Here is a 21,601-nt window from a genome sequence, read left to right as displayed (position 1 = left end):
TCTATTCATAAATAAATTTTCCTGATGTATTAAAATGCTATGAATAAATGAAATTGAATATGAAAGGAATAGATAAGTGAAAATCGACAGGTTAATTGGTATTATTACTGTGTTATTACAAAAAGAAAAAGTAACTGCACCATACCTTGCAGAAAAATTCGAAGTCTCAAGACGAACTATCAATCGAGATATTGAAGATATTTGCAAAGCAGGTATTCCTGTTATTACAATGCAGGGAAGCAACGGTGGAATAATGAGTGCTGAAGGATATAAAATTGATAAAACGCTTTTCACAGATGAAGAACTGCGTGCAGTGTTTGTTGGTCTATCAAGTCTTGACAGTGTATCACAAGATAAAAAATATCAAAATCTTATGGATAAGTTTTTCCCTAACAGAAGCGAAGTTTATGCATCAAATCATATTTTAATTGACTTATCTTCTCATTATAAAAATTCTCTTGCTCCTAAAATCTCTGTTTTAAAAAATGCTATTGAATCTTCTCTTTCAGTAGAGTTTACATATTGGCGAATGGAGATTAGTAATAGATTGAAAAAAGCACAGAATTTATATAATTAACCATGACATACTTTTGTCGTGCCCGCTGTGTTATTCTAAAAAATAATTGAATTGATCTAATATATAAAATGATTGTACCATTATTTGACAAATACATGTACAAAAGATAAAATGATTTTAAATATATCGTTGGTATGGAACAGAGATTTGATGGTAAAAATGGGAGGAGATAAAAATGAAAAAAATTAATGCAAATATCCCAATTAAAAAGTAATTCTGTAGTGAAAATTATAAGTGTTGTAAGTAAACAGAATTAAATTATAGCACAGTATGTGCGGAAAGTAGAGGGTAATATGAAGAAGATTATTAAAGTGGATGCCATATTAGCGAATGTTACAGTAGGAAATAATAAAAACCTAAGCAATAGAACATTGCATAAAAGCCCAACGACAACGCAAAAGTGGTCTTATTTTTCCTATCATGCAGGTAATAAGATTGTAACATCGGAAAATTCATTGGCTGTAAATGCTAAATCCCAAGAAGGTCATCGTATGACAGTTTGGTATGTAGAGAAGAAACCAAAGAAAGTTTATCGATATAAGGTACTTGCAATGCTTTTTGGATAAAATTAATAGATACTACTTTTAGGAAATTAATTAGTAAGCAAATAAATAATTATCAGTTTAAGCATAAGAATATATAAACTTGAAATTTTTTAGAATTTTTTTTTAGAAAAACTGAAAAATAATAGTGATGAATGCATCAGAGTTAATTTAAAAACTCTACAAAAAAATCCCGAAAGTCTTATTTTATTGACTTTCGGGATTTCATTTCTATTATGCGGATAAAGGGACTTGAACCCTTACGAGGTTGCCCTCGTCAGATTTTGAGTCTGATGCGTCTGCCATTCCGCCACATCCGCTTAGCGAAGATTATTCTAACACAATAATCCAAAGAATGCAAGCAAAATTTACATGTTTTTTAAAGTAATATTATGTATTAAAATGTCAGCTAAATATTGATGTTACAGCTGTTGTAAACGGAAAGAGGTTTGCAATTTTTATAAAAAAAGTGTAATATTTATTTTGTACAGGTTTAAATTTAGATATGGGAAAGACTATAACAAAATTCATATTTATGATAGATGCTTGTTAATTTAATAGAGGAGGTGAAGTCAAGTTATGACATGCATGGATGCACAGAATCTTATAACTCCTTTTATCCGTGGTCAACTTGACATGGCCAAATTAGAAGAATTCCTAGCTCACATAAATGGATGTCCGATTTGTATGGAAGAATTGGACGTTTATTATGCATTGCTAACTGCTATGGAACAACTAGATGATGATAAGGAATTGTCCAATAATTATTCTGAAGATTTAAAATTAAAGATTAAAGAGTATGAAGAGATGATTCGGCGAGCGAAGGCACGCAGAATTAGAAAAAGATTTTATTTTCTATTTGTAATGGTTACTTTTGTTATGATATCAAGTATATCCTTCGGAAAGAGTCAAGTGAATCAAGAAGTAGTGAAAAGGCCAAACTTTGACTTAAATTATTCTGGGATACCAGACGATAAAAGTAAAGTAGTTGCATTGTTTGCTAGTTATGATACTGATTTAAAAGAGTATGCGGCTAAGAAGCAATATTATCGTTCCTTACTATATAAAAAATCAATCGACTATATGAATAAGAGATGCTATTTCAGACAAATTGATTTTGAACATGAGCTAGATAATACTAGATAAAATATACTAAGAAAGTGAAGGTAAAATATGACGAATAAAACCAATCATGAGGAGACGCCATTTTTATTAATAATTGATGGTTCCAGTTTACTGTCAACACAGTTTTTTGGAAACCTGCCAAAGGAAATTATATTTGCAAAAACCTTAGAAGAAAAAGAGCAATTTTTCTCTAAAATCATGCAAACAACTACGGGCGTGTATACCAATGCCGTATATGGCTTTCTACGTGTCATGCTTAAAATAATAAAGGACCAAAAGCCAAAATACATCGCAGTTGCATGGGATGTTAGTAGAGATACATTCCGTAGAGAATTATATCCAGATTATAAAGGAAATCGTGGGGAAACTCTTGAACCTTTAAAAGATCAGTTTGCACTATGTCAAGATGTATTAAAACAAATGAATATACCACAGTTTATGGATAGAAGATATGAAGCGGATGATTTTAGCGGTTCCTTATGTGAAAAGTTTGAACATGATGTACCGATTCGTATATTAACGAAGGATAATGATTACCTGCAATTAATTACAGAGCAAACCAATGTATGGTTAATTCATAGTACAGCCAAAAAGACCGATGAGTTATTTAAAAAGTATAATTTGGACCGTAGCATATTAAATGTTCCAGATCGTACGTTTCAATTTACACCAGAGCTAGTAAAAGAAGAGTTTGGAATACTTCCTTCTAGTGTACCATCCTTAAAAGGATTGCAAGGGGATAGTTCGGATAATATTAAAGGTGTTCCTGGAATTGGTGAAACAACTGCTGTTGCCTTAATCAAGGAATATGAAACAGTGGACAAGTTATATTCTGCAATACGTGATTTGAATGAGGATGAGAAAAAGCAGATGGTTGAATATTGGAAGAGCATCGGAATTAAGAGATCTCCAATGAACTATTTGCTAAAGACAAGCGATACCGAGTTAGTTGGTGAAAAGGCTGCTTATTTAAGTGAACAGCTTGCAACAATCAAAAGAGACATTGATTTAGCAGATGTTACACTTGATAGCTTAACCATTGATATTGACCGTGAAAAAGCGCAGCATATGTTTGATTTATTAGAGTTTAAATCCTTAAATATAGATAAAATGTTACCTACTAATAGTTCAGATGGAACAACAGATGAAATGGATAAAAACGCTGTAAATTCAAACAAAGAACTTGAAGTAGATGAAGAGGATTTAGTAGCAGGTAAGACAGCTACAGTAGATAAGAAAACAAAAGTAGGTAAAACAGCAAAATCAGCTATTGTAAATTCTGACTCTATTGAAGAATCCACAACGAAATCTAATTCTGAAAACAAAATTGTAGCATATGCAGATTTTTATTCTGAGAAGGAAATCATAAAAGAAATTAAAGAAAAACAGTTTGCCTTAGTAAAAGATTTTGCGCAAGCAGATAGTATTTTTAATGAAATAAAAGAGGTTTCTTTAAAAAATAACAGCCCTGTAGCATTTCAACTTTTAGCAGATAAATCACAACTCTTTGCAGTTTCACTAACATTTGCTGATGCAAAACAAGAAGTTAGAACGGTTGTAATTATAACGAGTGGGTTTATTACAGAACAATACTTGTTAGATCAAGTGAATTCATTAATAAAATCAAAAGTTTTATTATGTACAAATGATTTGAAAAAACAATTACAGTACTTACAGGCTACAGAAGAGGATAATATTTTAGATATTGCAATTGCTGCATATCTATGTGACCCAGTTCGTCAGCATTACGAGTTTTCTGATATTGCTAAACAAGTATTTGAAATAGATCTTTTAAGTGAAAAAGAGATACTTGGTAAGAGTAGCTATGAGAATTTTTATGAATCCGATGAGGCTAATTTCTTACAATTGTGTGGTTATTCTAGCGTAGTATCTTATTTTGCAAAAGATGTTCTCTTAAAGGTACTAGATGCATATGGAATGACAGAACTTTATAAAACAATTGAAATGCCATTGGTTTATACGCTTTACGATATGCAAGAGCGTGGTATTAAGGTAAACCGTGAAGAGTTAAAAGAATATGGGGATATGCTAGAAGAGGGTATTAAGACACTTGAGAAGAAGATTTATGAACAAGTGGGTGAAGAGTTTAATATCAATTCTCCAAAGCAATTAGGAGTCATTCTTTTTGAAAAAATGCAATTACCATTTGGTAAAAAGACAAAGACTGGCTATTCCACATCTGCTGAGGTACTAGAAAAGTTAAAATCAGACCATCCTGTAGTAGAAATGATTCTTGAATATCGTCAATTGACGAAATTAAAATCAACCTATGCTGATGGACTTGATAACTATATTGAAAATGATGAGCGTATTCATGGCATTTTTAATCAGACAGTAACTGCAACTGGACGAATTAGTAGTACAGAACCAAATCTTCAAAATATACCAATCCGTATGGAGTTAGGTCGTCAAATTCGTAAAGTATTCATTCCAGAAGATGGTTTTGTATTCTTGGATGCCGATTATTCACAAATCGAACTACGTGTGTTAGCGCATATGTCAGGTGATGAGCGTTTAATTGAAGCATATAAACAAGAGCAAGATATTCATCGATTGACAGCATCACAGGTATTTCATACACCATTTGATGAAGTAACCAGTGCTCAACGAAGCAATGCAAAGGCTGTAAACTTTGGTATTGTTTATGGAATTAGTGCATTTAGTCTTTCACAGGACCTTGATATTTCAAGAAGCGATGCAGAAGATTATATCAATAAATATTTTGAAACATATCCAAGAGTAAAAACATTTTTGGATGAACAAGTGGAGAATGGCCGAAACACTGGTGTAGTAACAACGTTATTTGGTCGTATCCGTCCAGTACCAGATTTAAATAATACGAATTTCATGAAGCGTTCTGCAGAAGAACGTATTGCCATGAATTCTCCAATTCAAGGAACAGCAGCAGATATTATAAAAATAGCAATGATTCGAGTAAATCAAGAGTTGAAAAAGCAAAATTTAAAATCAAGATTGCTTTTACAAATTCACGATGAATTGTTAGTAGAGACAGAAAAATCAGAAATTGAAACTGTAAAAGAAATCATTGTAAATGAGATGCAAAGAGCGGCAGAATTATTAGTTCCTCTTGTTGCTGATGTAAATGAAGGAAAGAATTGGTACGAAGCAAAGTAGTGCATAAGATAGGTGGAAATATACATGAAAGTAATTGGATTAACAGGTGGAGCTGGCAGTGGTAAGTCAACAGTTGCAGATATTATTGTAAAAAACTTTAAGGTTTATGCCATCTACACGGATGAAATTGCTAGAAGACAAATGCAAAAGGGCGGAGCTTCTTATGATGGTGTAGTAAAAGAATTTGGAGAAGATATTCTTTTAGAAAATAAAGAAATTGACCGTAAAAAGTTAGCTATGATTGTTTTTGCAGACGAGAAAAAGTTACTCCGATTAAATGAATTAACACATCCGCAGGTACTAATAGAAGTACATGCTACGATAGAGCGCTTAAGAGAGGAAGGAAACTATCAGGCTGTCTTAGTAGAAACAGCCCTGCTAAAAGAAGCAGGGTATGTTTCTTTTTGCGATGAAATCTGGTATGTGTATGCTTCAGAAGAAGAGAGAAGAGAGCGTTTAAAGACGACTCGTGGATATTCGGATGCAAAAATTGATGATTTATTTTCAAAGCAAAAAAAGGATGCAGAATTCCGTGAATATTGCACCAATATTATTTATAATGAAAAAGGAAATACAAAAGAAAATATTATAAAGCAAATTAGTAAATTATTATAGAGTTAAAATAGTACTGCTTGCTCCGTATGAAGCAAGTTAAAAATGTATAATAATTATCATTTCGTGATATTTATACATTTTAAATAATGTAAATATCATGAAATGATGATAGATAATGAAATTCAATGATTAATGATGCTAAATTATGGAGTATAAATACAGAATTAGGAAAAAAGTGATATAATTACTAGTAAAAAGGGACTACTTATGCTATAATAGGAGTAGGTCCAATGGGATGAAAGGGGAAGCTACATGAACTTGCAAAATTGTCCTGATCAATTGGTGTTCGGTTTGGATATAGGAACCAGAAGTGTTGTAGGAACGGTCGGTTATAAACAAAATGAACACAATTTTACAGTGGTTGCTCAAGCCATTCGGTATCATGAAACAAGAGCAATGCTAGATGGACAGATACATGATATTGCAAAAGTCTCAGAAACAATTCGTGAGGTTAAAAAGGATTTAGAAAAACAAATAAATCACAAATTAGATGAGGTTTGTATTGCAGCAGCAGGGCGAGTCTTAGAAACAGTAACAGTAAAGGCAGATCTTGACTTACTTGAGGACAAGGTTATTTCAGAGGAAGATGTACATGCACTTGAACTTGTTGGAATTGAAAAAGGATATGAAACGATTCAAGAAAGTAAAAAAGATGAGAATATAAGTTTTTACTGTGTGGGCTATTCCGTAGTACACTATTATTTAAATGATTATGTTATAACGAATTTACAAGGGCATAAAGGAAAAAAAATTTCAGCAGATGTACTAGCTACTTTTTTACCAGAAGAGGTAATCGAAGGATTATATACCGCTGTAACTAATGCAGGGTTACAAGTTGTTAACCTTACTTTAGAGCCAATCGCTGCTATTAATGTTGCAATCCCAGAAAAGTTTAGGTTACTGAATATCGCTTTAATTGATGTAGGAGCAGGTACTTCCGATATTTCTATTACTAAGGATGGAAGTATAACCGCTTATGGAATGATTTCTATGGCGGGTGATGCAATTACTGACAAAATTGCTAAGACATTTCTAGTAGATTTTAAGACAGCAGAAACAATCAAGACAGCTTCTGTTAAGAAAAAATCAATTACATATAAAGACATTATGGGATTATCCCATAAGACAACTCCGGCAGGGGTTTTGGAAGTAGCCAAAGATACAATAGAAGAAATTACTGATAAAATTGCTAAGCGTATTATCTACTTAAATGGTGATAAACCAGTTAGTGCTGTATTTGTGGTAGGCGGTGGCGGAAAGATGCAGACCTTTACCAATAGCTTAGCAAATCATTTAGGACTTGCACCAGAGAGAGTTGCACTACGTGGGGAAGAGGTTTTAGGAGAAGTAGAATTTCTTGATCCTAAGATAAAAAAAGATCCATTGTTAGTTACTCCTATTGGTATTTGTTTAAATTACTATGAGCAACGCAATAATTTTATTTTTGTTCAAGTGAATGGGGAACAAGTTAAGCTATATGATAATAATAGATTAACAATAGTCGATGCAGCTGTTAGTATTGGCTTTCCAAATGAAAGATTATTTCCAAGGAGAGGAAAAGCAATTAATTTTTATGTCAATGGGAATAAACGCCTAATTAGGGGAGAAGTAGGCGAGGCAGCCGTTGTAACCTTGAATGGAAAGCAAGTTGGAATGAATATGCCAATTGAGCAGAATGATATTATATCAATTGTTGAATCAAGTGTCGGAACCGATGCCTATTATGAGGTAGGAATGTTACCGGAGTATCATTCAACAATTTCCTTTATTGTTAATGGGAAAGAAGTTGTCTGCCCTAAGTTTATACGTGCAAATCAAACATTGGTATCAGAATATTATAGTATCAAAGACGGTGATGAACTTGAAATCTTAGGATACTATACGCTGGGACAATTACTTAAATTTATGGATTTGCCGTACAAGCCTGGCATTTTAATTAATAATGTGGAGGCAAATTTAGAAGATAAGGTGTATGAAAAATTCTCAATTATTTATGATCTAACTTCTAATCAAGATAAGCCTTTTACAGAAACAGTAGAATCATATTCCAAGGAAACAAATCAAAGTTCTTTAGAGGATAAGGCAATCGGTGATTTTATTGATGAATCTAATTTAGATAATGACAATTCAATAAAAGTGAGAGTCAATGATTGTGAGATTACTTTAAGTGGGAAAAGAGACTATATTTTAGTGGATATATTAGATACGTATTACTTCGATTTAAGCGTTGCAAGGGGAGCACGAGTAGTAATTCGGAAAAACAATGTAGATGCTGAATTTACAACTCCGATAAATGATGGGGATTCGATTGAACTATTTTGGGAGACTGCGTAAGTTGACCAAGGGGTAATCGGGAGGATATTATCATGGAGAAGGATGGGGCTGTTTTTAATCAACACTCATTTGCAAAGACTCATATTTATGTAGGAATCATCTTCTGGATATTTACGTTTATACAAGCCTTTAGTGTTAATGATTCCGTCGGAATCATTAGCTTAATATGTGCTAGTTTTTTACTAATAGTGAATTTTGGGGTTGCGTTTTTAGGCAATAAAGGACAAGAAAAAATACTAATCGGAATTCGCTTTGTTCAACTTATTATAATTTCATATACTTTTTTAGTAACACTTGGAAACCCGGTATCGGTTTTCTTTGAATTAGTGTATCTTCTTTTAATAATAGAATTAATGCTGATATATGATATAACAGATACCTATATTCGAAAGGTAATATTATTAATAACATCGACGCCATGTGTTATTGTAATGATTTTCTATCTTATTATACAACAAAGAAATCAAGAAATATTATTTGCTATGCTATGTACTGTGATTGCTAATTTGTTTTTTGTTTATCATGTTAGTAAATTAATTTCTGAGCAAGTGGTTAATGCAGAGAAGAAGCTATTTAAGGAACGTCGTCTTTCAGAAAGTACAAAAGAAGCAATTGATGCGCTTAAGATTCATCAAGAAAAAGTTAAAAAAGCCAATGAAGAATTAGGAATTCAAAAGATTAAGTTAGAAGCTGCCTATAATAAAATTAACAGTGTTAATTCCGAGATGACGATTCAAAATACAATTATCAAATATATTTCATCATCCTTAGAGATTAACACGTTAATGGAGCTGATTACAGAATCTATTTTTGAGGCTTTTGGACTTCATATATGTGCAATTGTATTACAACCTAAAGTAGCGAACTCAAAAGAGATTACATATAGAGTTCGTACGCGTATATCAACAGAATCGGAAGCCTTATTAAGTAATGCTATTTTACAAGGGAGCTTCGAGCCTTATATAGAATCAAAGGATGTCTACATTGACAACCAAGTACAAGCTGGAAAATATCCTTTTATTTGTAAAAATGAAATTAAATCCCTATTAATCATTCCATTAGTGATGGGAGCGGAAGCAAATGGAGCATTAATTTGTGGACATTCAGGCGGTGATTTTTTTGATGATAATCTTGAATTTTTTGAAACAATTGTAGCACAGTTTTTAATTGCGCTACATAATGCAGACATGTTCTCAAAGATGAAGGATATGGCAATTCGTGATTCGTTGACAGGTATTTATAATCGTGGTCAATTGAATGCTCAAGTAGATAAGTTTTCTAAGCATGCAGCACAAACGAATTCTCCATTATCCGTTGCACTCATTGATATTGATCGATTTAAACAAATAAATGATACTTATGGGCATTTATTTGGAGATGAAGTGATTAAAAAGATTGCGGAGTATGCGGATATCGTGGCCAGGAAACATAATGGAATAGCTGCCCGTTATGGAGGAGAAGAATTTGTAATGGTATTTCCAGATTGCGGTGTTAAAGAATGTGCTTCATTTGTTGAGGAAATGAGAGCAATGGTACGAGATATCAGACTTGAATGTGATGGACAGGTTGTTAAAACTAGAGTTAGTGTTGGCATCGCATCTTATCCAGAAACTTGTGATCGAGTTCATGAACTACTTAATCGTGCTGATGAAGCTATGTACTTTTCGAAAAAATCAGGTCGTAATCAGGTTACCATAGATACAAAAGAGATACATGAATTTGTGAATCTACAAAATGAATAAAATAATTAGGTATACGATAAGAAAGCTGAACGCTCATAGGAATATGGCCGTTTAGCTTTTTTTATGACTTTTCACGCTTTTTGTTGATTGCAAAGCTTCGTTAAAATAAATTTAGTTAGGGTATTAGTTCTTGAATTTTCATATATTATGAGATATACTTTGAACTATTAATAAAGACATACTAGAAAGATAATTCACAATGAAAGGCAAAGGTGAAATATGAAGTTATGCAGCATTGCTAGTGGTAGTAGTGGCAATTGTTTATATATAGGAACTGATACGACGAATCTTTTAGTAGATGCAGGTGTTAGTGGGAAAAGAATTGAGAATGGTCTTAGTAGTATAAATGTAGATCCAGCAAATCTACAGGGAATTCTCATTACTCATGAACATACGGACCATATACAAGGGCTAGGAGTACTGGCAAGAAGATACAAGGTGCCAGTATATGGTACAGTTGAAACAATCAATGCAATCTTAAAGCAAGGGAATGTAGGTAAGATAGAAGAGGGATTATTACGATTTATTAAGCCGGATGAAGATTTCTTACTTGGTGATATTGTTGTAGAACCGTTTTCTATGTCTCATGACGCTTGCAATCCTGTTTGCTATACATTTAGTTCAGATGGGCATAAAGTTGGTATGGCAACTGATTTAGGCAAGTATGATTCTTATATAATAGAAAAACTTACTGGATCAGAAGTCTTATATTTGGAAGCAAATCATGATGTTAACATGTTAATGGTTGGGGGATATCCGTACCACCTAAAGCAACGTATCTTAGGGGATCGTGGTCATTTATCCAACGATTTATCTGCTCAATTAATATGTGAGTTACTTCATGATGGAATGCAACATATTTTATTAGCACACTTAAGTAAAGAAAATAACTATGCAGAGTTGGCTTATGAAACAGTTCGAGTGGAATTAGAGCGAAGTGTTGGGAGTAAAATGCCAATGCCAAGTTTAGCAGTAGCCAATAGAGATACACCATCAAATTTACTTATGGTGTAATGAAGAAAAAAGGAGGTATCTACAAACATTTGTAGATACCAATAAAAGCAAAAACACCATGAACACTTTTGGTTCATGTTATTATTTGTATTAGCTTAAGGAGGATAAAAATGAAGAAGACAATTATTACAGTGGTAGGACATGATCAAGTGGGTATTATAGCGAAGGTATGTACATATCTTGCAAATAATCGTGTAAATATCTTAGATATTTCTCAAACTATCGTACAAGGATACTTTAACATGATGATGATTGTAGATACAAATGAAGCTCCTAAAGATTTTAATAATCTTGCTAGTGAACTAGAACAAATCGGAGAAGAAATAGGTGTTAATATCAAAGCACAGCGTGAAGAAATTTTTGATATGATGCATCGCATTTAATCTGTAACTAGATTTCACGATTTTTGCATTCATTTAAGACAAAGGAGATTATTGCCATGATAAATATAAACGAAGTTATCGAAACAAATACGATGATTGAGAAAGCAAATCTTGATGTTAGAACTATTACACTAGGAATAAGTCTTCTTGATTGTATCGATAGCAATTTAGAAGTATTGAATCGCAATATTTATGACAAAATAACAAGAGTAGCAAAGGATTTAGTAGCAACAGGAAAACGAATTGAGAAGGAATTTGGAATACCAGTAGTTAATAAGCGTATCTCAGTTACTCCAATTGGTTTTATTGGAGGAAGCGCTTGTAAGAGTGCAGAGGATTATGTTTCTATTGCAAAAACATTAGATGCTGCTGCAAAACAGGTTGGTGTAAACTTTATCGGTGGTTATTCTGCTTTGGTATCCAAGGGAATGACAAATTCCGAGCGACTTTTAATTGAGTCCATTCCAGAGGCTATGCAAAAGACAGAACGTGTTTGTAGTTCTGTAAACGTAGGTTCAACGAAAACAGGAATTAATATGGATGCTGTTAAAATGCTTGGCGAAACAATATTAAAAACAGCTGAACTTACAAAAGAAATTGACTCCTTAGGCTGTGCAAAGTTAGTTGTATTTTGTAATGCTCCTGACGATAATCCATTTATGGCTGGCGCTTTCCATGGTGTTACAGAAGCAGATTGTATCATTAATGTGGGTGTAAGCGGTCCTGGTGTTGTTAAAACAGCCCTTGAAAGTGTTAGAGGAGCTGATTTTGGAACACTTTGTGAGACGATTAAGAAGACAGCCTTTAAAATCACTCGTGTTGGCCAGTTAGTAGCCCAAGAAGCATCAAAATATTTAAATATACCATTTGGTATCGTAGATTTATCTCTTGCACCTACTCCAGCAGTTGGTGATAGTGTGGCAGAAATTTTACAAGAAATTGGACTTGAATATCCGGGAGCTCCAGGAACTACAGCAGCCCTTGCATTATTAAATGATCAAGTGAAAAAAGGTGGAGTAATGGCATCTTCTTATGTCGGAGGATTAAGTGGTGCGTTCATCCCTGTTAGTGAAGATCAAGGTATGATTGACGCTGTTCAAGCTGGTTGTTTAACTCTTGAAAAATTAGAGGCTATGACTTGTGTATGTTCTGTAGGACTTGATATGATTGCAATTCCTGGGGACACAAAAGCAAGTACAATTTCTGGAATTATCGCAGATGAGATGGCAATTGGTATGATCAATCAAAAAACAACAGCAGTTCGTCTGATTCCAGTGATTGGTAAAGGTGTAGGTGAAATGGCTGAATTTGGTGGACTTTTGGGTTATGCACCGGTTATGCCAGTAAACTCTTTTGGTTGTGACGCATTTATCAATCGTGGTGGAAGAATTCCAGCTCCAATTCATAGTTTTAAAAACTAAGTAAAAAGTGCCAAAGCTACTATTTATATTTGAAAATATGATAATTAATAATTTCAACCAGATAGATTCTGAATAGTAGTCTAAGATTTAGTGATAAAATGTATGAAGTTTTGAAGATAAACAAAGTACAGAAATAGTATAAATAAGAAAGGTAATAAAGATATGAGTAGTGTAAATGAAATGCTTGAAAGCATGGATTATAAAAATGTATTAAAATATTTTACAGAAATATCAGCGGTTCCAAGAGGATCTTATAACAATCAAGGAATTAGTGATTATATTGTTAATTTTGCAAAAGAGCATGGCTTACGTTATGTTCAAGATGAGGCATTAAACGTAATCATCTATAAAGATGCAACAAAGGGATATGAAAATCATGAACCTGTAATTATTCAAGGACATATGGATATGGTTTGCGTAAAAGCTGAAGATGTATCTCATGATTTTACGAAAGAGGGAATTGAGTTATTAGTAGATGGAGATTATCTTCATGCAAATAAAACTACCTTAGGTGGTGATGATGGTATTGCGGTTGCTTTTGGTTTAGCATTACTTGCTGATAATACAATTTCACATCCAGCCCTTGAAGTATTAATAACTACAGATGAAGAAACAGGTATGGATGGAGCAAAAGCGTTAGACCCTTCCCTTTTAAAAGGCAAGTACATGATAAATGTGGATTCTGAAGATGAGGGAACTGTTTTAGTTGGTTGTGCTGGTGGTCTAAGACTTTATGGAGAACTTCCATTAAAACGTATTGAAGAGAGTGGTGTTGAAGCTACAATTACCATTGGCGGTCTAAAGGGTGGCCATTCTGGTGCTGAAATTCATCATTACAGAACAAATGCAACACTTCTTCTTGCAAGAGTATTAATGAAATTAAAAGAAGAATTTCAATTTTCATTAGTAAGCATGTTTGGTGGAACAAAAGATAACGCCATTCCATCTTATGCAGAAGCAAAATTAGTTCTTTCAATGGAACAAAAGAATGAGTTAATTGATTGCATTGGTAAGTTAGAAGAAATGTATAAAAAAGAATTAGAGGGCGAAGAACCAAACCTTTACATTAAGGGAAGCTTAGGAAACGAAACAAAGGCAATGGTACTTCATCCAACGTCTTTTGAAAAAATGCTTTTCCTTTTAATACAAGCACCAAACGGGGTACAGGTTATGAGCTCTAATGTTGAAGGCTTGGTTGAAAGTTCATTGAATCTTGGAATTTTTGAAGTACAAGAAGAAAATGCTGTTTTCCATTTTTCTATCCGTAGTTCAGTAAGTAGTTACAAAGATTACTTAAGAGATAAATTAATATATCTATTTGATTTCTTAGGAGCGCATAGTGATGCAAATTCAGAATATCCAGCTTGGGAATATCAAAAGGAATCACCATTCCGTGATATGGTTAGTAAAGTATTTGAAAAAGAATACGGATATGAACCTAAATTATTAGCAATTCATGCTGGTCTAGAATGCGGTATTATTAGTGAAAAGATACCTGGAATTGAAATTGTATCTATTGGTCCTGATATGAAGGATATTCATACACCAAAAGAACGTCTTAGCATCTCTTCTAGTATTCGTGTTTACAAATTTGTTGAGAAATTACTGGAAGAAATGAAATAAAAAAATAGTATTTATTAAATTTTCTTTATAATTTTGTACCTTACTCCAAGAAACTTTCTAAGTGTAATTATAGAACGTTTCTTGGAGTTTTCTTTGTAGAAAATTGTAATTTAATCTGAAAAAATTTTAAAAGATATTCAATTTTAATTAAAGAATTCTTAATAAATATACATAAATAATTCACTTTACATTTCTTTTAAAATGTCGTATGATGTGTAAGCTGACTAAAGGCCTAGCTTACTACACAAGATTTCTAAGAGAAGGAAATCATTGAGAATATGTTATTTAGTAAGTGATTTGCTATAAGGGATTTATATTACTTATGGGAAAGTGAGGGACTGATATGAAGGATAATAATGACTTTATGGATAAGGAAAGCAGAGACTTTTCCAATTCTGTAACGTTTACAAATACGACGGATTTTGAAGATGATATCATTGATGATATTAATGAATCTTTAAAAAGACAAATTAGGGAAGAGATGGATCACCCAGAAGGGGGGCAGGGAGGTTCTATGAGTACTGATAGAAATAGAAAAAAAAGAAAAAAGAAATCAAAAGCAAAGAAAATTTTGCTTGGAGTTTTATTTGGGTCCATATTAATACTAGCACTTTTAATTGGAACACATCCAGGTAGAAAAGTTGTGTATGGATTACTTGGTAATTATCTGCATGGAATGATGCAAACAGAAGATGTAGATGGTAATCTTGTGGATACTTCAAAGGATGAATATGATGATCCAAGTTTACGTAAGGAAGAATACGTTAAAAATTATTTAATCATGGGAATTGAACAGATCAATGGTGGAGGTCGTACCGACTCTATGATGATTGTTTCCATCAATACAAAAGATAATACTGTAAAATTATCTTCATTACTTCGTGATACTTATGTATCCATTCCAGGACACAAAAATAATAAGTTAAATGCTGCATATGGTTTAGGTGGTGCGGATCTTTTAATTGATACTATTGAACAAAGTTATAAGATTAAGATAGAAGGATATGCAAGCGTTAATTTCGAATCCTTTGAGAAAATTATTGATCGTCTTGGCGGCGTTAATATTGAATTAGGAGCAAAAGAAGCTAGTTATCTTAATAGAACAAATTATATCTCCAATCCAGCATATCGTAATGTAAAAGAAGGTTGGAATACTTTAAATGGTAATCAAGCACTTGGATATTGCCGAGTTCGTAAGGTTGAAACTTTAGGTGGTGCTAATTCTGATTATGGTAGAACCTTAAGACAAAGAAGAGTATTAAATGCAATCTTTGATAAATATAAATCTAGCGGTTTAATTGAAATTATGTCCATTACAAAGGATTGTTTAAAATACATTACAACGGATTTAAGTTCGAATGAGATTACTTCTATCATTGAAAGTATCGTTGAAAATGGAATCACTACTATGGATACTTCTAGATTCCCAGTAAATGACTTATATACTTCTACAAGAAATGAAGTAGGAGCAGTATTAATTCCAGATTGGGATGCTAATATTAAGGAATTATATAAGTTTATTTACTTAGATCAGGATGAAACCGTTGAGGTTACTCCTACAGGAACTCAAAATTAAGAGATGTATAAAGTATAAAAGATTTGGTTATAAAGTAGGAACAGGGTGTTGCGCGAGGAATGAATATTTGCGGCGACACCCTGTTTTTGTTGCGATAAATTTCAAAAATTCGTTCCAAAATACGGATTTTATGATATAATTGTAATGGTATATTGTGAGTGCTTGTACAGAATAAAGTGATTATCAATTTATGATGATTGAGGAGTTTATAATGGGTGATGCGAATTCGAAGGAAGAAGATTTAAATCCTTCCGTCAATGATGATTTTATGAATCAGGTTACAAGAGCATTTGATAATGAAACGAAAGAGTTGATTACGAGTTTAATCGACGAGGTATCAGCAACGATTGAAAAACCTACAGGGGAAAATAAAAAAAATAAAGAGCAAAAAATTAAACCAGACAATATACATGAATTAACAATGGAAGATCTTGAAAAAGAGGTAATGCAAAACAACTATCAATATGAAGAAGAGATGATAGATGATATTAGTGGTTCCATTGCAAAACAGATTAATAATCAATTGAATGAAACCTTGGGAACAAAAGAAATAGAAGTAACCAATGGAAAAAAGAATTATAAACGGTTTATAAAACCTGCAATCATCTTAATATCCCTGATTGTTTTGTTTGGATGTTTTTTTTTATTTACGACTCCAGGACAAAACCTTATGGTAAAATTAACTGCAGATTATATTTCAAGTAGAGTGAATTATGAAGATGGAGCAGCAGATTTACCGGGATTAGAACAAGATGAAATTGTAGAAGTACCTACAGATATCACACAGTTAACAGAAAATGAAGTTAATTTAAATGCTGAAGAAGGTGAAGCTAGAAGTGAAGAGTATGCTACGAATATTCTTCTTCTTGGGGAGGAAGCAATTGGGTCTGATGGGGCAAGGGGGCGCACAGATTTAATTATGATAGCAACTCTAAATACAAGAGATAAAAGTTTAAAGCTTACCTCTTTGATGAGGGATTCTTATGTCCAAATACCAGGATATAGGGACAATAAGTTGAATTCTGCGTATGCAACTGGAGGAATTGATTTATTGTATCAAACGATAGAAATGAATTTTGATATAAAAATCGATGGATATTGCATGGTGGGATTTGATGATTTTGAAGAGATCATTGATGAATTAGGCGGTGTTAATATTTATATCACAGAAAGGGAAGCAAATTACCTAAACGCAAATAACTATATTACAGAGATAAAAAATCGTAACTTAGTGGAAGGAATGAATACGTTAAACGGTGATCAGGCCCTTGGTTATTGTAGAATTAGAGATGTTGGTACTGCTGATAAAGAGTATAATGATTTTGGTAGAACTTCAAGACAAAGGGTTTTATTAAATGCAATATTTGAAAAATATAAAGAAAAAAATTTAATTGATTTGATGTTAATTATAAATCGTTTGCTACCAAAAGTTACTACAAATCTTACTAGCAATGATTTTGCTAATTATATGAAAATAGCATATAATATTGGATTGAATGAAATACAAGATTTAAGAATACCTGCTGATGGAACATATCAAAGTACTTACATTCGTGATATGTCTGTTATCATTCCAAATCTTTCAGAGAATGTAAAGATATTACATGAATTTGTTTTTGGGGAGAATGATGATACTAAGCAGGAGACAGAAATGAAATAGATTTATATGCAAAAGTCTATGAATTTTGACAATTTGCAGGGTAGAAGCAAAGAAGAAATAAAGGGGAATGTTATGGAAATACAATTGTGGCGAGAAATATTAGAACCTTATGCATTAGCAGTAGATGAGATGTTAGTAAAATTTAATCATATCATTGCAGCTTATCGTAAAGCGGGAATGTATTCCCCAATTGAACAAGTTACTGGAAGGGTAAAAACGATTTCAAGTATACTAGAGAAGGCTCAGAAGAAGAATATAGACATTGAACACATGGAAACTGCAATTGAAGATATTGCAGGAATTCGTATTATCTGTCAATTTGTAGATGACATCTATAAAGTGGTTGAATTAATTAAAAACCGTTCCGATATGAGAGTAGTACTTGAAAAGGATTATATTACAAATAAAAAAGAGAGTGGATATCGAAGCTATCATTTAATTGTTCGATATCAGGTAGAAACCTTAAGTGGTCCAAAAGAAATTCATGCGGAGATTCAAATTCGTACCTTAGCAATGAATTTCTGGGCAACGGTTGAACACTCTTTACAATATAAATACAAACAAAATATGCCTGAAAAACTTAGAAGTCGTTTACACAAGGCAGCAGAGGCAATCGTGGTTTTAGATGAAGAGATGTCTTCTGTTCGTGGTGAAATTATGGATGCTCAAAATTCATTTAATATTAAAGCAAATATAGTTTCTGATATTTTAACGAACATACAAAATTTATATAAGATTGCGAATAAACGAGAGGTTGTTAAAATACAGGATGAATTTTTCCGTATTTATGAAAGTGAAGATTTAGAACAACTGGAACGTTTTAATAAAGAATTAGATATTATTTCAGAGGGCTATCGAGCACAAAGCCTTCATTAAGCAAAAAGAAAGTTTATACCGAGAAAGAGGATACAATGAAAGTAAAGTTACCTAAATTATTTGAAGATCGCATGAAAGAATTACTTAAAGATGAATATGAAGCTTATTTAGAATGTTTTGAAGCAAGACATTATGGGGGATTAAGGGTGAATACCTTAAAGGTATCACCAAAAGAGTATGAAGAACTTAGTCCAATCGAGCTAAAAAGAGTTCCATTTATCAAAAATGGTTATTATTATAGCGAGAATGAGCAACCAGCAAAGCATCCATATTATTTTGCTGGATTATATTATCTGCAAGAGCCTAGTGCGATGACACCTGCTAGTTTATTACCGGTAAAGCCAGGAGATAAAGTCTTAGATTTATGTGCTGCACCAGGAGGTAAGAGTACAGAATTGGCAGCTAAATTAAAAGGAAAAGGCCTATTGGTTGCGAATGATATCAGTAATTCAAGGGCGAAAGCTTTACTTAAAAATATAGAACTATTTGGTGTTAGGAATGCAGTTGTTGTGAGTGAAGCGCCTGGGAAGTTAGAAGAAACATTCACAGGATATTTTGATAAAATATTAGTAGATGCCCCATGTTCTGGTGAAGGTATGTTTCGTAAAAGCCCAGCGATTATGAAAAACTGGGAGCAATATGGAGTTGAATATTATAATAATTTACAAAAAGAAATTATTTTATCAGCAGTTTCCATGTTAAAACCAGGTGGTTATCTCTTATATTCAACTTGTACGTTCTCTCCAGAAGAAAACGAAGGAACATTGAAATTCCTTTTAGAACAAGCACCTGATATGGAATTGGTACCAGCAATACCAGAACCATTTCTTACAAACGAAGAGTTTGATAAATTATCAGAGGAAGATAAAGAACGTTTAGAGCAAATGAAACAAGATTCCCTCGTATCTTATGAAGGTTTTGATTTTGGTAAACCATCTTGGATAGAAGACGGCAGTGACGAATTAAAGCATGGTCTACGTTTATGGCCACATCACATTGTTGGAGAAGGTCATTTTGTTGCTTTACTTCATAAAAAGAAGGAAGCTGAATTAAAAACTTTTGTACCATATACAGCAAGTGAAAAAGAACAAAAGCTTTTATCTGAGGAAGCGAAGGAATTTTTAAGTCATATATCAATGGACATCGATATGAAGCGAATTATGGTTCGTGATGACAGGGTTTATTTACTTCCAGAAGGAATTGTGGATATCAAGGGACTTCGTACCTTACGTTCTGGTTTGTATTTAGGTGAAATGAAGAAAAATCGTTTTGAGCCAAGTCAGTCTTTGGCCAATGCACTTACGATGGAGGAATATGATAACGTATATAATATGTCAGCCGATGATGAAGATGTTATTCGTTATTTAAAATGTGAATCAATTGAGATTAAGAAGCCTTGCAAAGATGGCTGGGTATTGATCTGTGTAGATGGGTATCCTCTAGGCTTTGGAAAATATTCAAAGGGTAACTTTAAAAACAAGTATCTACCAGGCTGGCGACTTATGTAAGTAGAATAGTAAAATAGGAGAATAACAGTGGCAGAAGCAAAAAATATACGTCTTGATAAATTTCTTACAGAACTTTCGGTTGGTACAAGAAGTGAAGTAAAGGCAATCATTAAAAAAGGAAAAGTAACTGTAAATGGTAGCATATGCAAAGTTCCAGAAACGAAAATAAACACAACTCTTGATATTGTCGCACTTGATGAAAAGGTGCTACAATATCAAGAATTTGAATACTATATGCTTAATAAGCCAGCAGGAGTTATATCAGCGACAACTGATAATCATTGTGAAACAGTAATTGATCTAATTACAGATAGCAATCGAAAAGATTTATTTCCAGTTGGACGTTTGGATAAAGATACAGAAGGATTATTGCTTATAACAAATGACGGGGAGCTTGCACATAATTTACTTTCACCCAAAAAACATGTTGATAAGGTGTATTATGCAAAAGTAAAGGGTCTTGTAACGAAGGAAGATTGTGTGAAGTTTATGGAAGGTCTTCAAGTGGATGAAGAATTTAAGGCAATGCCAGCAAAGCTTGATATATTAGTAGCTGGAGAAGTTTCGGAAATTCTCTTAACGATCAAAGAGGGTAAGTTCCACCAAGTAAAACGTATGTTTGAAGCGGTTCAAAAGGAAGTTATCTATTTAAAACGTATGTCCATGGGAAGCTTAACCCTTGATGAAGCATTAAAGCCAGGTGATTATAGAGCACTAACAAATGAAGAATTATGTGCATTAAAAGAAGGATAAAATTAAGGAGAGTTTATGCTAACAAAAGTTGAGGCAGTAATATTTGATTTAGATGGAACTTTAGTGGATTCTATGGGAATATGGAAACAAATAGATATCGAATATTTAGCTAAATTTAACCTGGCACTACCAGATGATTTACAATCTTCGATTGAAGGAATGAGTTTTACGGAGACAGCAACTTATTTTAAAGAACGTTTTCAAATACCAGATGATATTGACCAGATTAAAGCAACATGGAATGAGATGACTTATCATAAATATGCCAATGAAGTTCCTTTAAAAGAGGGGGTACTGGCATTTTTAGAACTATTAAAGTCACGGGATATAAAAATGGGAATTGCAACTAGTAATTCAAGGGAATTGGTAGAAGTTGTTATTAAAAATTTAAAAATAGATTCTTACTTTGATGCAATACATACATCATGTGAAGTGTTAAAAGGAAAACCATCCCCAGATATTTATTTATTAGTAAGTGAAAAGCTTGGCGTTTCACCTGATAGATGTTTAGTTTTTGAAGATGTCCCACAAGGAATATTAGCTGGTAAAAATGCAGGGATGAAAGTATGTGCTGTGCAAGATAATTATTCGAAATCTTATGAAGATGAAAAACGTCAATTAGCAGACTATTTCATTGATTCTTTTGAAGAATTGTTAGAACAATAGATGATAAAATTTTCATGATTTTTAATGGCA

17 protein-coding genes and 1 tRNA gene are annotated in these 21,601 nt (G+C 32.9%); 17 read left to right on the top strand and 1 reads right to left on the bottom strand.

The genetic code is table 11. From position 1 onward, the window contains the following. Positions 1 to 76: 76 nt before the first annotated feature. Complete coding sequence (locus BN4220_RS19400) at positions 77 to 577, top strand: HTH domain-containing protein (protein WP_082812399.1); 501 nt, start codon at positions 77 to 79, stop codon at positions 575 to 577. Positions 578 to 870: 293 nt separating this feature from the next. Continuing rightward, entirely contained in the window at positions 871 to 1,143 is a 273-nt protein-coding gene (locus BN4220_RS19395) for a hypothetical protein (RefSeq protein ID WP_066720632.1), read from the top strand. Positions 1,144 to 1,356: 213 nt separating this feature from the next. Here the strand turns inward: BN4220_RS19395 and BN4220_RS19390 are convergent. Next, positions 1,357 to 1,439: transfer RNA gene (locus tag BN4220_RS19390), tRNA-Leu, on the bottom strand. 259 nt (positions 1,440 to 1,698) lie between these two features. Between BN4220_RS19390 and BN4220_RS19385 the strand changes: the two genes are divergently transcribed. From BN4220_RS19385 to BN4220_RS19315, 15 genes are all read left to right on the top strand, one after another. Next, complete coding sequence (locus BN4220_RS19385) at positions 1,699 to 2,265, top strand: anti-sigma factor family protein (RefSeq protein WP_066720631.1); 567 nt, start codon at positions 1,699 to 1,701, stop codon at positions 2,263 to 2,265. A 27-nt stretch (positions 2,266 to 2,292) separates the two neighbouring features. After that, positions 2,293 to 5,400: a DNA polymerase I gene (gene polA / locus BN4220_RS19380; RefSeq protein WP_066720628.1), complete on the top strand. Its 3,108-nt coding sequence runs from the start codon at positions 2,293 to 2,295 to the stop codon at positions 5,398 to 5,400. A 24-nt stretch (positions 5,401 to 5,424) separates the two neighbouring features. After that, a complete protein-coding gene (gene coaE / locus BN4220_RS19375) occupies positions 5,425 to 6,015 on the top strand; it encodes a dephospho-CoA kinase (RefSeq protein ID WP_066720625.1) in 591 nt (196 codons plus the stop codon). 252 nt (positions 6,016 to 6,267) lie between these two features. After that, on the top strand, positions 6,268 to 8,349 hold the full coding sequence (locus BN4220_RS19370; protein ID WP_066720622.1) for a cell division protein FtsA: 2,082 nt from the start codon (positions 6,268 to 6,270) through the stop codon (positions 8,347 to 8,349). 32 nt (positions 8,350 to 8,381) lie between these two features. After that, a complete protein-coding gene (locus BN4220_RS19365) occupies positions 8,382 to 10,091 on the top strand; it encodes a sensor domain-containing diguanylate cyclase (protein WP_066720619.1) in 1,710 nt (569 codons plus the stop codon). A gap of 219 nt (positions 10,092 to 10,310) precedes the next feature. After that, positions 10,311 to 11,105 carry an MBL fold metallo-hydrolase gene (locus tag BN4220_RS19360; protein ID WP_066720615.1) on the top strand — a complete coding sequence of 265 codons (795 nt, stop codon included), beginning with the start codon at positions 10,311 to 10,313 and terminating at the stop codon, positions 11,103 to 11,105. 110 nt (positions 11,106 to 11,215) lie between these two features. Next, positions 11,216 to 11,488: an ACT domain-containing protein gene (locus BN4220_RS19355; RefSeq protein WP_066720612.1), complete on the top strand. Its 273-nt coding sequence runs from the start codon at positions 11,216 to 11,218 to the stop codon at positions 11,486 to 11,488. A gap of 56 nt (positions 11,489 to 11,544) precedes the next feature. Continuing rightward, on the top strand, positions 11,545 to 12,909 hold the full coding sequence (locus tag BN4220_RS19350; protein ID WP_066720609.1) for a PFL family protein: 1,365 nt from the start codon (positions 11,545 to 11,547) through the stop codon (positions 12,907 to 12,909). Between the two features lie 162 nt (positions 12,910 to 13,071). Then, positions 13,072 to 14,532, top strand: a complete 1,461-nt coding sequence (locus BN4220_RS19345; RefSeq protein ID WP_066720606.1) for an aminoacyl-histidine dipeptidase — start codon at positions 13,072 to 13,074, stop codon at positions 14,530 to 14,532. A gap of 343 nt (positions 14,533 to 14,875) precedes the next feature. Then, on the top strand, positions 14,876 to 16,108 hold the full coding sequence (locus tag BN4220_RS19340) for an LCP family protein (RefSeq protein WP_066720603.1): 1,233 nt from the start codon (positions 14,876 to 14,878) through the stop codon (positions 16,106 to 16,108). A gap of 211 nt (positions 16,109 to 16,319) precedes the next feature. Continuing rightward, complete coding sequence (locus BN4220_RS19335; RefSeq protein WP_066720601.1) at positions 16,320 to 17,768, top strand: LCP family protein; 1,449 nt, start codon at positions 16,320 to 16,322, stop codon at positions 17,766 to 17,768. A gap of 72 nt (positions 17,769 to 17,840) precedes the next feature. Next, positions 17,841 to 18,644 (top strand): GTP pyrophosphokinase, encoded by an 804-nt coding sequence (locus tag BN4220_RS19330; protein ID WP_066721196.1) that lies wholly within the window; start codon positions 17,841 to 17,843, stop codon positions 18,642 to 18,644. A gap of 35 nt (positions 18,645 to 18,679) precedes the next feature. Further along, positions 18,680 to 20,152, top strand: a complete 1,473-nt coding sequence (locus tag BN4220_RS19325) for an RsmF rRNA methyltransferase first C-terminal domain-containing protein (RefSeq protein WP_066720599.1) — start codon at positions 18,680 to 18,682, stop codon at positions 20,150 to 20,152. A 27-nt stretch (positions 20,153 to 20,179) separates the two neighbouring features. Further along, a complete protein-coding gene (locus BN4220_RS19320) occupies positions 20,180 to 20,905 on the top strand; it encodes a pseudouridine synthase (RefSeq protein ID WP_197467960.1) in 726 nt (241 codons plus the stop codon). Between the two features lie 15 nt (positions 20,906 to 20,920). Beyond that, on the top strand, positions 20,921 to 21,571 hold the full coding sequence (locus tag BN4220_RS19315; RefSeq protein ID WP_066720596.1) for an HAD family hydrolase: 651 nt from the start codon (positions 20,921 to 20,923) through the stop codon (positions 21,569 to 21,571). The last annotated feature ends 30 nt before the right edge of the window (positions 21,572 to 21,601 follow it).

Source organism: Clostridium sp. Marseille-P299 (assembly GCF_900078195.1).
Taxonomy (GTDB): domain Bacteria; phylum Bacillota; class Clostridia; order Lachnospirales; family Lachnospiraceae; genus Lachnoclostridium.
This window is presented reverse-complemented; position numbering and strand designations above follow the sequence as displayed.

What these genes read in the sequence shown, in the direction of transcription:
- BN4220_RS19365 (WP_066720619.1), top strand. Translation starts at nt 8,382, where the DNA reads ATGGAGAAGGATGGGGCTGTTTTTAATCAACACTCATTTGCAAAGACT.
- BN4220_RS19350 (WP_066720609.1), top strand. Translation starts at nt 11,545, where the DNA reads ATGATAAATATAAACGAAGTTATCGAAACAAATACGATGATTGAGAAA.
- BN4220_RS19315 (WP_066720596.1), top strand. Translation starts at nt 20,921, where the DNA reads ATGCTAACAAAAGTTGAGGCAGTAATATTTGATTTAGATGGAACTTTA.
- BN4220_RS19355 (WP_066720612.1), top strand. Translation starts at nt 11,216, where the DNA reads ATGAAGAAGACAATTATTACAGTGGTAGGACATGATCAAGTGGGTATT.
- polA (WP_066720628.1), top strand. Translation starts at nt 2,293, where the DNA reads ATGACGAATAAAACCAATCATGAGGAGACGCCATTTTTATTAATAATT.
- coaE (WP_066720625.1), top strand. Translation starts at nt 5,425, where the DNA reads ATGAAAGTAATTGGATTAACAGGTGGAGCTGGCAGTGGTAAGTCAACA.
- BN4220_RS19395 (WP_066720632.1), top strand. Translation starts at nt 871, where the DNA reads ATGAAGAAGATTATTAAAGTGGATGCCATATTAGCGAATGTTACAGTA.
- BN4220_RS19385 (WP_066720631.1), top strand. Translation starts at nt 1,699, where the DNA reads ATGACATGCATGGATGCACAGAATCTTATAACTCCTTTTATCCGTGGT.
- BN4220_RS19345 (WP_066720606.1), top strand. Translation starts at nt 13,072, where the DNA reads ATGAGTAGTGTAAATGAAATGCTTGAAAGCATGGATTATAAAAATGTA.
- BN4220_RS19330 (WP_066721196.1), top strand. Translation starts at nt 17,841, where the DNA reads ATGGAAATACAATTGTGGCGAGAAATATTAGAACCTTATGCATTAGCA.
- BN4220_RS19335 (WP_066720601.1), top strand. Translation starts at nt 16,320, where the DNA reads ATGGGTGATGCGAATTCGAAGGAAGAAGATTTAAATCCTTCCGTCAAT.
- BN4220_RS19370 (WP_066720622.1), top strand. Translation starts at nt 6,268, where the DNA reads ATGAACTTGCAAAATTGTCCTGATCAATTGGTGTTCGGTTTGGATATA.
- BN4220_RS19360 (WP_066720615.1), top strand. Translation starts at nt 10,311, where the DNA reads ATGAAGTTATGCAGCATTGCTAGTGGTAGTAGTGGCAATTGTTTATAT.
- BN4220_RS19340 (WP_066720603.1), top strand. Translation starts at nt 14,876, where the DNA reads ATGAAGGATAATAATGACTTTATGGATAAGGAAAGCAGAGACTTTTCC.
- BN4220_RS19325 (WP_066720599.1), top strand. Translation starts at nt 18,680, where the DNA reads ATGAAAGTAAAGTTACCTAAATTATTTGAAGATCGCATGAAAGAATTA.